Raw genomic sequence first — 13316 nt, 5'->3', positions numbered from 1 at the left:
GCTCCCTTTCACCGCCGCATGAGGGTGGTTGGGGGCCGACTATTGCCCGGAGGAATCAGGTTGTTTGTATATCGGCGAGTACTGGCCATTGTCTTTCTGTGTTTGCTCGCCATCGGCAGTGCGTGGGCGAGTACCGGACTGTTTTCCTGGAAGGAGGAAGCCGAATTCCTGGATCCGGTCGATGTATTCAAACTGGCGCAAGTGCAGCAGCAGGGGAGGGAACTGGCGGCGCAAGGGCGCATTGCCGATAACTACTATGTTTATCGTCACTCGTTGAAGCTGGTTTCCGGGCAGGGCGAGGAGGTCCGCCTGGATCTTCCTCCAGGCACGCCAAAGAATGATGAGTTCTTTGGCGATACGGAAATCTATCTCGGAGATGCGCTGCGCCTGCGTTTTCCTGCATCCGTGACAGGTCCGTTGACGCTGCATTGGCAAGGGTGTGCGGAAGGAGGCATCTGTTATCCGCCGCAGACCATGGCCGTGAATTTGCCCGTGACGGCGGCAGGAGCCTCTGCAGCCGCTGCCGTTCCTGCTGTCCCACCTCCGGCAAGCGCCCGTCCACGGGAGGCGGGCGCAGGCGGCGGCGCCAACGTCGCCGAGGACCAGGCTGCGGCACAACGTCTTGCGACGCTGGGGCCGGTCGCAGGCACCTTGCTGTTCTTCGGCTTCGGGCTGCTGCTGGCTTTCACGCCTTGCACCTTGCCGATGATTCCTATCATTTCCAGCATGGTCGTCGGCAATCAGGCCAAGCCGCGACGCGCCTTCATCACGTCCCTGTTCTATGTCTTGGCCATGGCCGGCACCTATGCTGCCGTGGGTGTCGCGGCAGGCTTGGCAGGCGCCAATCTCCAGGCGACCCTGCAATCGCCCTGGCTGCTGGGAGCGTTTGCGGCCTTGTTCCTGATTCTCGCCAGTTCCTTGTTCGGAATGTTCGAGCTGCGCTTGCCGTCCGCGTTGTTGAACCGACTCGGATCCGCCAACCAGGGACGTTCTGGTGGCAGCGTGGTCGGCGCTGCGGCGCTGGGTTTCTTGTCAGCATTGCTGGTCGGCCCCTGCATGACCGCGCCCTTGGCGGGAGCGCTGCTCTATATCAGTCAGACGGGCAGCGCGCTGTATGGCGGCCTGGCGCTGTTTTCCCTGGGCCTGGGCATGGGTCTGCCGCTGTTGGCGATCGCTGTCTGCGGCGCCCGCATACTGCCCAAGCCCGGGGCCTGGATGGATAGCGTACGCGTCGCCTTCGGCTACGTCATGGTCGGAATGGCGGTGATGATGCTCGACCGCTTCCTGCCAGCTACCGTAAGCCTGGTGCTGTGGGGGGCTTGGATACTATCTATCGCCATCGGCCTGCTGGCCTGGGCGCAAGCGCTGGCGCAAAGACTGCGTCTGATGTGGACCTTGCGCACACTGGGAGCCATTGCCGGCCTATGGTCCATCTTCATGCTCGTGGGCGCCGCGTCGGGAGGCGAGTCGGCGTCGCAGCCGTTGGCGCATCTGCGCGCCGCGTCTTCGGCAGCCGCGTCAGCGACCGCCAAACCGGCCTACGTCGAGGCCAAGTCTGTCGAGGACGTCGATAAGCGCCTGGCGCAAGCGGCTGCGCAGGGCCAATGGACCTTGATCGATTTCTACGCCGACTGGTGCATCAGTTGCCACGTGATCGAGCGCAATGTGTTTGGCGACCCGGCTGTGGCGCAGCGGCTGGCGCGCATGCAGGTACTGCGGCCGGACGTGACGCGCAACGACGCCACCGATCAGGCCCTGCTCAAGCACTGGGGCGTCATGGGACCGCCCACGCTTATCCTGGTGGGGCCTGACGGCACGGAACGCAGAGACCTGCGTGTGGTGGGTGAGGTCAGCGCGGCTGATTTCCTGGGGCATCTGAACCAGGCGGGCACGCCATGATAGGTATCGGTCCGTTCTCCATTCAGAGCATTGGTGTCGTCGCGGCTGTACTGCTTTCCTGGCTGGTGACCCGCGCACTGGCCAAACGCTTGCCGGAAGCCTCTCATCGGCTTGCCGGCGCCGCACTGCTCGACGCGGTCTTTTGGGGCGTCGTGGCAGCCCGCCTGGGATACATCGCCTTCTGGTGGGAAGACTATTTCGCGGCGCCCATGTCGATGATTGCAATCGGCGATGGTGGATATTACTGGTGGGTTGGGGTGCCGGCGACGATTGCGTTCGTCTGGTGGCGAACCCGGTCCATGCCAGTGCAGCGCCGCCCCATTTACGTCGGTGTACTAGCCGGAGTTGTGGCCTGGTTCGCAGGTAGCGGAGCGTTTTCATTGCTGCTTGAAGCGCCACGCCTGCCGGACCTTCAGTTGGCAACACTGGATGGAAAACCAATCGCGCTGAGATCGTACGAAGGGCGCCCGTTGGTCGTCAATCTTTGGGCGAGCTGGTGTCCGCCTTGCCGCCGCGAGATGCCGGTCTTGGAACAAGCGCAGTCTGAATTTCCAGGTGTCGGCATCGTCCTGCTCAACCAGGGTGAGAGCGCGCAACTGGCACGTGATTTTCTTCACAACGAGGGCCTGGCATTGAGCAATGTGCTGCTCGACCCCGCGTCCTCATCCATGCAGGCGATGAATTCGCGGGGCCTGCCCACGACCCTGTTCTTTGACGCGGAGGGACGATTGGTGGATTCGCATCTGGGCGAGATCACCATGGCCAGCTTTAAGGACAAGATTTCGCGCCGCTTCAATCTTGCTTCAGGCGCCTCTCAAGATTTACCAAGATAAGGAATGACCATGTTCGCAGTACGCAAGAATTTATCCTCCATCGCAGCTATCGCCCTCATGCTGGTGGCTGGCCAGAGTCAGGCGGGGAAGGGGACCCGGCCGCCAGTCGTCCAGGCACTGGAGGCGCAAGGTCTCATGGTGATGCAGGAATTCGATGTGGGCGGTGGCTTGCGCGCCTTCGCAGGCACTGCAGGCGATCGCCCCGTTGCCGTCTACGTCACCAGCGACGGCAACGCCATCGTCGGTACGCGTCTGGACGCCAAAGGCACGCCGCTCGACAGATTGACGCTGCGGGACCTGGTTGAGAAACCGATGGGCGAGAAGACATGGGTTCAATTGGAGTCCGCTGCCTGGGTGCAGGACGGAAAACCCGACGCGCCCCGCATCATCTATGCCTTCTCCGATGCAAATTGTCCTTATTGCCACCAATTCTGGGAAGCCGCGCGTCCCTGGGTGGACGCAGGCAAAGTCCAGCTTCGCCATCTGCTCGTCGGCGTGATCCGGGCAGACAGTCCAGCCAAGGCTGCGGCGATCCTTGGCGCGCCCGATCCATCGGCTGCGTTGGCGGAGAACGAACACAAGTTTGACCAGGGTGGCATCAAGCCCGCCAATAGCGTCCCCGACGATGTACTCCAGATCCTCGAAGACAATCATATGCTGATGATATCGGCTGGTTTCCGCGGCACGCCTGGCATCGTGGTCCGGGAGGGCGACGGCTCGGTCAAGAAGTTCAACGGCATGCCCCAGGGTGCGCAATTGGCCGAAGTACTAGGGCCGCGCTGAACAGCACGGCCGATCTGCCGGGGATGATTACTCTGTCATCCCAAGCGTAATTTGTACTTTACATAATACACATTATGCGCATAACACCAACACCAGACCCAGGCATCCCTGGACACCGGCAAACCGCTTTAACCGCCTTCGCCAGCGTCCTGACGTGACTATCCATAAGTTGGCTCTGCTGAGGTCCTGAAAACCAAACCTTGCGTCCCGTCCGCGACTCTTCTAAAAGGTATCCATATCATCATCAGAGAGGCAATCTTGCGAGTTTCAACCCTGCGCGGTATCCGTCTATGCCTGCCGTTGATACTCCTTGTGCTGAGCCTGGGTTTCATCCCGACCTCATCTGCAGCGCTGCCCAGCCTGACCGGATCGACTTCCAGCAAACCCGTCGACAATGCGCAACTGAACCAGTCGCTGGACCAGGTCATCCAGACACTTGAAAACGACAAGCAACGCGCTGATCTTCTGAACCAGCTGAAGCAACTGCGCGACGCGACCAAGCAAGGCGCGGAGAACGAAAAGGACGGCATCCTCGCCCTCATCCGCGACACCGCCGAAAGCCTGGAACGACGCCTGGACGGCCCCGAAGGCGCCTTGACCCGCTGGGGCATGCTGTACCGGCAAGCGCGTGCCGAACTCGCCACCGGTTTGCCGGCATGGCGCGAATGGCCCACGCTGATCGCCGATTTCCTGATCGTGCTGGCGATCTGGGCCGGCCTGGCCCTGGCGCTGCGCTGGATAGGCCGACGCCTCGAACGGCGCCGGGCGCCGGCGGACGCAGCGCCGGTCCGTCCGAAGACCCGCCAGCTGCTCTGGCTGGCGGCGCGGCAGTTGGCGCCCTGGGCCATCGCCTTCGTGATCATGCTCTCCCTTTCCGTCCTGACGCCGGACTCCGTGGGCCGGCTCGGGGCCCTGGTACTGGCCTACGTGCTGCTCGTCGGCGCGCTGTTCTCTTCGCTCTGCCTGATCGCCCTGACCTTGCTGGACGGCGCGCACCGCGGGCGGGCGCTGGACATCCTGCAGCGCCGCGCCGCCCTGCCGCTTTGGCTGATAGGCAGTCTGGCCGCACTGGGCGACGCCTTGCACGATCCCGAGGTCACCAGCGTGTTCGGACTCGGCATCGCGCAGTTCGCCGGCCTGCTCGCCAACGTAGCCGCCGCGACGCTGAGCGCGCTGTTCATCCTGCGGTTCCGCCGCCCCGTCACGCACCTGATCCGCAACCAGCCCAAGGAGCGCCGGGTCAAACGCCAAGGGCTGCACAAGCTGCTACGGCTGATCGGGCCGCTTTGGTTCGTCCCGTTCCTCATCCTGGTGGGTATCTCGCTGTTCACCACCCTGGCTACCGCCAACGACAGCGATCAGGTGATACGCCGCGCCCTGCTTTGCGCGCTGGTGGCAATCGCGGGCATGGCCGTCAGCGGCATCATCCGCCGCGCCTACCTCAGTTCCAGCCGCGCCGCGAATCGGCGCACGGCCTACCTGGGACAGCTCAGGTACTTCGGCTACACCCTGCTCTGGATCGCCAACCTGCTGGTGTTCCTGGAAATCGGCTTGCGCGTACTGGGCCTGTCTCTGATCGCGCTCATGGAAAGCAGCGGATCGGCGATCGGCCCCAAGGTGGCAAGCTTCGTCGGCACCCTGCTGGTAGCCTGGCTGATATGGATCCTGACCGACACCGCGCTGCAGCACACCCTGGGCACCAGCGGCAAGAACCGGACCAATGTCCGCGCGCTGACCATGCTGCCGCTGATCCGCAACGTCCTGCTTGCCACTATTTTCGTGATTGCCGTGATCGTCGCGCTGGCCAACATGGGCATGAACGTCACGCCGCTGCTGGCCGGCGCCGGCGTCATCGGCCTGGCCATCGGCTTCGGCGCGCAATCGCTGGTGGCCGACCTGATCACAGGCCTGTTCATCATCATCGAGAACTCCCTTTCCATCGACGACTACGTGGACGTGGGCAACCACCTTGGATTTGTCGAAGGCCTGACCATACGCACCGTGCGCCTGAGAGACCTGGATGGCGTAGTGCACACGATTCCGTTCAGCGAAATCAAGACCATCAAGAACTACTCGCGCGAGTTCGGCTACGCCATGTTCCGCTGGCCGGTGCCGGCCACCATGCCGATCGACGACGCCGTGGCGCTGGTCCGCGAAGTGGCCCTGGAGTTGCGCACCGATCCGGCGATCTATCCCTTCCTGTGGTCGCCCATCGAACAGCAAGGCGTGGAGAGCTTCGACAACGGCCAGGCGATCCTGCGCTTTCGCTTCAAGACCGCGCCGCTGCGGCAATGGGAAGTCCAGCGCGCCTTCAACATGCGCCTGCGGCGCCGGCTGGACCAGGCCGGACTGGAACCTTCCATGCCGCGCATGAACGTGCAGTTGTCCCGAGCACGTCCGCCCAAACGCTCGGCCACGGCTTCGGAACAGGACGCATGACTCCCCTTCCCTACGCCTCTGGTCCAGGACGGCCGGGCAAACTTCCAGCCCCGTCATTTGGACCGGCTGCTGCGCAATGGGCGCCCTACTTTTCCGCTGCCCCATCGCCACGCCAGCCTCCGCCCAGGGCGCGAAACAACGAGGCCAGCGCGATCTGGCGCTCGGTCCGGACTTCGATCAACGCGATCTGATTGGCGAAGTCGCTGCGCTGGGCATCCAGGTAGCGCAGATAGTTGTCCACGCCGCCGCGATAGCGCGCCTCGGACAGGCGCAGCGCGGCCTGGCTGCTGTCGGTCTGCGCGCGCAGCGCGTCCTCCTGCCTGCGCAAGGTGTCGGTCGCCGCCAGCCCGTCCATGACCTCGCGGAACGCGGTCTGGATCGACTGTTCGTACTCGGCCACCGCCGCTTCCTTGCGGACCCGGGCCAGATCCAGGTTGGCCTGGTTGCGGCCGCCGTCGAAGATGGGCAGCGTGATCTGCGGCGCGAAGGACCAGGCGCGCTGGCCGCCCGAGAACAGATCCGACAGGTCCGAACTGGCGCTGCCGAACATGCCGGTCAAGGAGATGCGCGGGAAGAACGCCGCGCGCGCGGCGCCGATATCGGCGTTGCGCGCCCGCAGCCGATGTTCCGCGGCCAGGATGTCTGGACGGTAGGTCAGCAGCTCTGACGGCGTGCCCGCCGCCAGTTGCTGCACCAGCATGGGCACCGCGCCGTCATGGGGCGCCAGATAGGGGCTCAAATCACTGACTCCGGCCAGCAGCGTCAGCGCATTGGTCGACTGCCGGTACTGCCGTTCCATGCGCGCCAGATCGGCGCGTGCCTGGTCCGTCAGGCCCTTCGCCTGCTCATAGTCCAAGGCGCTCCCGATGCCTTCGGCGCGGCGCCGGGCGATCAGTTGCAGCGACTGCTCGCGCGATGCCAAAGTGCGCTCGGTATGCAGCCCGCGTTGGCGCGCGCCTTCGCGCGTGAGGTAGGCGTCTATCACCTCCGCGATCAGGCTGATGCGGGCGCTGCGCGCGCCGTTCTCGGTGGCCAGATACTCTTGTAGCGCCGCTTCCGACAGGCTGCGCACGCGGCCGAACAGGTCCAGCTCGAAGGCCGTGACGCCCACGCCGGCGCGCCACTCGCTCTGCACGCCGGACGTGCCGTTGGCATTCAGATCCGCCGGATTGTGCTGCCGCGTGCCGCCAGCCTGGGCGCCGATGGATGGCAACTGCTCGGAACGCTGCACGCGGTACATCGCGCGCGCCGCTTCGACGTTGAGCAAGGCCCGGCGCAAATCCCGGTTGTTGGCCAGCGCGGTTTCGATCAGTCCGCGCAGCGACGGGTCGGTCACGAAGTCGCGCCAGTCCAGCGTGGCGGCGGCCGAGCCCGGTCCGGACGCGAAGTCCGCCTGGCCTTCGACTCCCCACTGCTGAGCGACAGGCGACGCTGGGCGCTCATAGGTCGGCGCCAGCGCGCAGCCCGCCAGCATTGCCACGACGGCTGCGGCCGCGGCCAGCGGCTTGAGCCGCTGGAGGGTAAGGGTCATCGCTTTCATTTCTCACCTGCTTGATTGGTCGCCAACTGGCCGGGCGCGACATGCGCCTTGGGGCGCTTGAAAACAGATAGCGTCCAGACGAAGAACACGGGCACGAACAGCACGCCCAGGATGGTGGCGCTGAGCATGCCGCCCAGCACGCCGGTGCCTATGGCGCGTTGGCTGGTGGCGCCCGCCCCCGTTGCGATGACCAGCGGCACCACGCCCAGGATGAAGGCAACCGACGTCATCACGATGGGACGGAAGCGCAGGCGGGCGGCCTCGATCGCGGCCTCCTTCAGTGAGCGCCCCTGCTCATGCAGATCCTTGGCAAACTCGATGATCAGGATGGCGTTCTTGGCAGCGAGGCCAATGATGGTCACCAGCCCCACCTTGAAATACACGTCATTGGGCAAGCCGGCCACGATCACGGCGGCCACCGCGCCCAGCGCGCCCACCGGCACGATCAGCAGCACGGACGCAGGGATCTTCCAGCTTTCGTACAGCGCGACCAGCACCAGGAACACCACCAGCAGCGCCAGCGCCAGCAGCATGGGCGCTTGCGAACCCGTGGCCTTTTCCTGGAATGACAGGCCGGTCCACTCGAAGCCGATGCCCTGGGGCAATTCCGAGATCAGCCGTTCGATTTCCTGCATCGCCTCGCCCGTGCTGCCTCCGGCCGCGGCATCTCCGATCAGCTTGATGCTGGAATAGCCGTTGTAGCGGATTAATTGAACCGGACCATGCTTCCAGCCAATCTCGCTGAAGGATTCGAGCGGCACCAGTTCGCCCGCGCGATTGAGCACATTCAGCTTGGCTACCGATTCCGGCGTGTCGCGACTTTCAGGCTGGGCTTGCACGATCACGCGCTGCATGCGGCCCTGGTTGGGAAACTCGTTGACCAGCGCCGAGCCGAACGCGGTGGACAGCGCCGAGTTGATGGCATCAAACGACACGCCCAGGGCCTCGGCCTTGCTGCGGTCGATGCGCAGGTCCAGCTCCGGCGCGTCGGAAAGCCCCTCGATCAGGATGTAGGAAAAGACCTTGGGATTCTCGTACACCTTCTTCATCAGGGTCTCGGTGGCCGACAGCAAGGCCTCCCGGCCCAGGCCGGCGCGGTCCTGCAGGCGCAGCGCAAAGCCCGAGGAATTGCCCATGCCTTCCACGGAAGGCGGCACCACCGAGAACAGCACGCCATCGGGAACGCCCGCAAGGTCCTGATTAGCTTGGTCCGCCTCGGCCATGGCCGACTCGTTCTTTGCGCGCTGGGCCCAATCCTTGAACATCACGAAGCCCAGGCCCGCGTTCTGGCCTTGCCCGGAGAAGCTGAAACCTTGCACCGTGAGCACGTCCGAAACGGCCGGGCGCGTGTCCAGGTACTGTTCCAACTGCTGGGTCGTTTCCAGCGTGCGCGACAGCGTGGCGCCTGGCGGCAACTGTATGTCCGTGTTCATGTAGCCCTGGTCCTCGGTCGGCAGGAAGGCCGACGGCAGGCTCGCATAGACGTAGCCCAACCCGCCGACAAGGACGGCGTACAACACCATCATGCGACCGCTGCGCGCAAGCAGGCGCGCGTTGGTCGCCGAATAGCGCTCGGTCATGCGCGCAAACACCCGGTTGAACCAGCCGAAGAAGCCCTTCTTTTCGTGATGCCCCTTTTCAATCGGCTTGAGCAGCAGGATGCTGAGCGCGGGCGTCAACGTCAGCGCCAGGAAACCCGAGAACAGGATGGACACGGCCAGCGACACCGAGAACTGGCGGTAGATCACGCCTACGGAGCCCGTCATGAAGGCCAGCGGCAGGAACACGGCGGCCAGCACCAGCGTGATGCCCACGATCGCGCCGCTGATCTGCCCCATGGCCTTGATGGTCGCCTCTTTCGGCGACAGGCCCTCTTCGGCCATCAGCCGTTCGACGTTCTCCACCACCACGATGGCGTCGTCCACCAGGATGCCGATCGCCAGCACCATGCCGAACATGGTCATCATGTTGACGGAGAACCCCAGCGGCAGCATGACCGCCAGCGTGCCCAACAGGCAGATGGGCACGACGATGGTCGGGATCAGGGTGTAGCGGAAGTTCTGCAGAAACAGCAGCATCACCAGGAACACCAGGACGACGGCCTCGGCCAGCGTCATCAACACCTTGGAGATGGCCACCTCGACGAAAACCGAGGTGTCGAACGGCACGCTGTACGCCATATCGCCGGGGAAGTTCTTGGACAGCTCGGCCAGGCGCGCCTTGATGCCCTTGGCGGTTTCCAGCGCGTTGGCGCCGGGTGCGAGCTGCACGCCCATGGCCGCGGCCGGTTGGCCGTTCAGGCGGCTGGACAAGCGATAGTCCTGGCGGCCCAGTTCGATGCGCGCGACGTCGCCAAGACGAACCGTGGAACCATCCGGGTTGGCGCGCAACACAATGCCCTCGAATTCCGGAATCGTTGTGAGCTGGCCCTGGACCATGATGGTCGCTGTGATTTCCTGGGTCGACGGGCTGGGCTGTTCACCCGTGGAGCCACCCGAAACCTGGACGTTCTGCGCGGCGATGGCCTTGTTGACCTCATCGACCGACAAACCGTAGCCGACCAGCTTGGCCGGATCGATCCAGATGCGAAGCGCCCGTTCGGCCGCGAACATCTGCACCCGGCCCACGCCCGGCACGCGCCGGATTTCGTTGTTGATATTGCGGGCCGCGTAGTCAGCCAGGCCCACCTGATCCTTGCCCGCATCCTTGTACGTCAACGCGTAGATCAGCAGGAAGCTGGAACTGGCTTGCTCGAGCTGCAGGCCCTGCTGGATGACCGCCTGCGGCAGTCGCGATTCCACCCGCTTGATGCGGTTCTGCACGTCGACTTGCGCCAGATCGGGATTGGTGCCCGGCTCAAAAGTCACCGTGGTTTCCGCCACGCCCGAACTATTGCTCTGCGACTCATAGTAGAGCAGGCCTTTGGCGCCGTTGAGTTCTTCCTCGATCAGGCTGATCACGCTGTTGTTGATGACTTCGGCGGATGCGCCGGGATAAGTCGCCTTGATGATGACCTGCGGTGGCGCGACGCTGGGGTACTGGGCCACGGGCAGCGCAAAGATGGCGAGCAGGCCCGCCAGGGAAATGAAGATCGCAATGACCAACGCGAAGTTGGGCCGCTGAATGAAGAAGTTCGGCATGATGTGACCGCCTGGGCTCAAGTTGGTTTGACGGTCAAGGGCGTGCCGGCGGGGATCTTGGCGACGCCGTCCACGATGACCTTGTCGCCCGCCGCCAGTCCCTGCGTGATCTGCCACTCCGTACCCTGCATCGCGCCGGTCTGCACCGCGCGCTCTTCCGCCTTGCTGTCGTCGGACACGACCAGCACCTTGGCTTGGCCGTCCGCCCCGCGCATGATGGCGCGCTGGGGGATGAGAATCGCGTTCTGGTCCACGCCCTGTTCGGCGTTGACGCGCACATACATGCCGGGCAAGAGCAGCCCGTCGGGATTGCTGAATTGGCCGCGCAGCAACACCTGGCCCGTGCCCGGATCGACGGAGACGTCGGAGAACAGCAGCCTGCCCTGGGCCGTGTAGTTCGTGCCATCCACCCGGACGCTCACCGCCGATTCGGCCTGGCCGCCAGTCTGCATCCGACCGCCCGCGGCTGCCTCGCGCAGCTTCAGCACCGCATTGACAGGCTGCCGGAAGTCCGCATAGATGGGATCGATCTGCTGGATCAGCGCCATGGGCGTCGATTCGCCCTGCCCGACCAGGCTGCCTTCGGTCACCAGGCCGCGGCCGATGCGGCCCGAGATGGGCGCCCGCACGCTGGCGTAGCCCAGGTCCAGCTGCGCGGCCTTTACGTCCGCCTGGGCGGACTGCTGATTGGCCTTCGCGGTCTGAAGCGCGGCCAACGCGTCGTCATATTCCTGACGGCTGACAGCCTCGATCTTGACCAGGGGCTGATACCGGCTGACCAGCGCCTGGGCCTGCTTGACCTGGGCCTGGGCCCGCGCCAGCGCGCCTTGGGTACGCGCTAGCGAGGCCTCCAGCGGCGCCGGCTCGATCGTGAAAAGCAGATCGCCCTCCTTCACCGTGGCCCCTTCCTCGAAATGGCGCTTCTGGACGATGCCCGCGACCCGCGCGCGCACTTCGGCCACGCGCACAGCGGAAATCCGCCCGGGCAGATCGACCATGATCGCCTGGGGCCGGGGAGCAATCACCAGGGGCTCCACTTCGACGGGCGGCACCTGCGCCGCTTGCGGGTCCTGCTCGCCACACCCGGCGAGAACGGCGAGCAGGCATAGCGCCATGGCGCTGGCTCTGAATCGGGTCATCTAGTCCTCTGACATCCAAATGCCGCCTCAGGCTGAGGCGATCGAGGACCCGATAGTACTTATTAGATTTAAATGAGTCAATATTGATTCATTAGATTTTTAGTAGACTCATAAGATTCGTAGTAGACTTTATGTGTTTGTTTTTAACCACAATTGAATTCAAAAAGACTCAGCAATATCGGTCGCCAGGAGAACCCCATGTCTGAAGCCCTCGACGACAAGCTCGCCCGCGCATTGGCCCTATCCGTCTCCCAACAGCCCAGGGCGAACCTGCAACAGCTGGCGCGCAGCGCCGGGATCAGCAAAGCGACGCTGTACCGGATATCGCCCACCCGCGAAGGGGTCATCGACCTGCTCATGGAGCGGGCCACCCAACACCTGCAAGATGCGCTGGTCCGCGCGGACCTGGAGACGCCGCCCCATGCGGCAGCGCTCCAGCGCCTGACCGAAGCGATGGTCCTGGGCCGGGAGTACTACCTGTTCTGGAATCACGCCCAGTGGGTCCGCGTGATAGATGCAAGAAACGAGGACGTCAACGCACCGATACCCTCGTTCTACGGGGATGCCTTGGAGACCTTCTTCCTGAGCGGTCAGAAGGCTGGCGTCTTTCGTATAGATGTGCCTTCCCTGTGGCTGGTCAGGGCGTACGACTCCCTGCTGTACGCGGCGATGGATGCCGCTCAGCGCGGGGAAATTGCGCCGCTCGGCATGACTTCCATGGTGCAGAAGCTCTTTCTGGAAGGGGCGGCCAACGCGAGCTCCTAGCCCAAACTCCCAAGGAATGCGCATTGAGCCGCAGGGTAAACGATCGCTTGCAGTCCGGCATCCTATTAACAATAATGGGAATCATTATTGGTCATGCCCGTAACCGCGCTGTCGTGATCGAAGCCGGTTTTTCCCTGCCCGATGTCCGCCTCCCCCCCAGTTCGTTCCGCCGAACGGTCCGCCGCCGCCACGACGATACGCGAGTTCGTCGACGAGTTGCTCGGCCACTACCGCGACCTGCAGCGGCACCTCCGCTATCAATTGCGCAATCCGGATGACGCCGCCGATATCGCCCAGGCGAGCTTCGAACGCGTTTACGCCAATGGCCTGAACAACGCCCGCAAGAACGGCCCGGCGATCGAATCATTGCGCGGCCTGCTGTTCCGCGTCGCCCACAACCTCTGCATCGACGAGGCGCGTCGACGCAAGGTCTCGCAGAACTGGCTGGCCCTGCATGGACCGCTAGAAGCCGAGGCCATGGCGCCTTCGGCCGAGCAAGTCGTGTCGCAACGCCAGATGGTCGAACGCGTGGCGGCGGTGCTGGCGTCCCTGCCCGCGCGGCGGATGCAGGTTTTCCTGCTGTTCCGGGCATATGGCCACAGCCGCGCCGAGATCGCGCAACAGTTGGGGATCACCGAGGCCGCGGTTGCCAAGCATCTGGTGCGCGCGACGCTGGATTGTTCGCATGCCTTGCGCAATCTGTACCTGGACTCCGATTCGGCCGTGGACCGTCCGGAGCCTGGTCGCGGGCCAGCCGCGGACGGCGGCAACTGACCCC

The 13316-nt window shown here is 64.2% G+C and carries 9 protein-coding genes; 6 read left to right on the top strand and 3 right to left on the bottom strand.

Features of this window, described 5'->3' with window-relative positions; genetic code table 11:
- Positions 1-18: 18 nt before the first annotated feature.
- The 4 genes from dsbD (at position 19) to AXYL_RS15645 (ending at position 5954) form a co-directional block, all read left to right on the top strand.
- On the top strand, positions 19-1899 hold the full coding sequence (dsbD, locus tag AXYL_RS15660; protein ID WP_049797798.1) for a protein-disulfide reductase DsbD: 1881 nt from the start codon (positions 19-21) through the stop codon (positions 1897-1899).
- Entirely contained in the window at positions 1896-2732 is an 837-nt protein-coding gene (locus AXYL_RS15655) for a TlpA disulfide reductase family protein (protein ID WP_013393785.1), read from the top strand. Before dsbD ends, AXYL_RS15655 begins: the two co-directional genes overlap by 4 nt.
- Positions 2733-2741: 9 nt before the next feature.
- On the top strand, positions 2742-3515 hold the full coding sequence (gene dsbG, locus AXYL_RS15650) for a thiol:disulfide interchange protein DsbG (RefSeq protein WP_013393784.1): 774 nt from the start codon (positions 2742-2744) through the stop codon (positions 3513-3515).
- Positions 3516-3773: 258 nt separating this feature from the next.
- Positions 3774-5954, top strand: coding sequence for a mechanosensitive ion channel family protein (locus tag AXYL_RS15645; RefSeq protein WP_148260609.1), 2181 nt, complete (start codon positions 3774-3776; stop codon positions 5952-5954).
- An 85-nt stretch (positions 5955-6039) separates the two neighbouring features.
- On the opposite strand, the gene AXYL_RS15640 is transcribed toward AXYL_RS15645, so the two are convergent.
- From AXYL_RS15640 to AXYL_RS15630, 3 genes are read right to left on the bottom strand one after another with little or no spacing between them, the layout of a single operon-like run.
- Entirely contained in the window at positions 6040-7485 is a 1446-nt protein-coding gene (locus AXYL_RS15640) for an efflux transporter outer membrane subunit (RefSeq protein ID WP_013393782.1), read from the bottom strand.
- Positions 7486-7490: 5 nt separating this feature from the next.
- Positions 7491-10634: an efflux RND transporter permease subunit gene (locus AXYL_RS15635; RefSeq protein WP_013393781.1), complete on the bottom strand. Its 3144-nt coding sequence runs from the start codon at positions 10632-10634 to the stop codon at positions 7491-7493.
- A 17-nt stretch (positions 10635-10651) separates the two neighbouring features.
- Positions 10652-11773, bottom strand: a complete 1122-nt coding sequence (locus AXYL_RS15630; RefSeq protein ID WP_013393780.1) for an efflux RND transporter periplasmic adaptor subunit — start codon at positions 11771-11773, stop codon at positions 10652-10654.
- A gap of 198 nt (positions 11774-11971) precedes the next feature.
- Here AXYL_RS15630 and AXYL_RS15625 point away from each other — a divergent pair, with 198 nt between their 5' ends.
- A complete protein-coding gene (locus tag AXYL_RS15625) occupies positions 11972-12538 on the top strand; it encodes a TetR/AcrR family transcriptional regulator (protein ID WP_013393779.1) in 567 nt (188 codons plus the stop codon).
- 141 nt (positions 12539-12679) lie between these two features.
- Entirely contained in the window at positions 12680-13312 is a 633-nt protein-coding gene (locus tag AXYL_RS15620; RefSeq protein ID WP_013393778.1) for an RNA polymerase sigma factor, read from the top strand.
- Positions 13313-13316 lie beyond the last annotated feature (4 nt).

It is taken from the genome of Achromobacter xylosoxidans A8, from assembly GCF_000165835.1.
Lineage (GTDB): Bacteria > Pseudomonadota > Gammaproteobacteria > Burkholderiales > Burkholderiaceae_B > Achromobacter > Achromobacter xylosoxidans_B.
This window is presented reverse-complemented; position numbering and strand designations above follow the sequence as displayed.

Excerpts from the sequence above, each read along its gene's own strand:
- dsbD (WP_049797798.1), top strand. The coding sequence starts at position 19 with ATGAGGGTGGTTGGGGGCCGACTATTGCCCGGAGGAATCAGGTTGTTT.
- AXYL_RS15655 (WP_013393785.1), top strand. The coding sequence starts at position 1,896 with ATGATAGGTATCGGTCCGTTCTCCATTCAGAGCATTGGTGTCGTCGCG.
- dsbG (WP_013393784.1), top strand. The coding sequence starts at position 2,742 with ATGTTCGCAGTACGCAAGAATTTATCCTCCATCGCAGCTATCGCCCTC.
- AXYL_RS15640 (WP_013393782.1), bottom strand. The coding sequence starts at position 7,485 with ATGACCCTTACCCTCCAGCGGCTCAAGCCGCTGGCCGCGGCCGCAGCC.
- AXYL_RS15635 (WP_013393781.1), bottom strand. The coding sequence starts at position 10,634 with ATGCCGAACTTCTTCATTCAGCGGCCCAACTTCGCGTTGGTCATTGCG.
- AXYL_RS15630 (WP_013393780.1), bottom strand. The coding sequence starts at position 11,773 with ATGACCCGATTCAGAGCCAGCGCCATGGCGCTATGCCTGCTCGCCGTT.
- AXYL_RS15625 (WP_013393779.1), top strand. The coding sequence starts at position 11,972 with ATGTCTGAAGCCCTCGACGACAAGCTCGCCCGCGCATTGGCCCTATCC.
- AXYL_RS15620 (WP_013393778.1), top strand. The coding sequence starts at position 12,680 with ATGTCCGCCTCCCCCCCAGTTCGTTCCGCCGAACGGTCCGCCGCCGCC.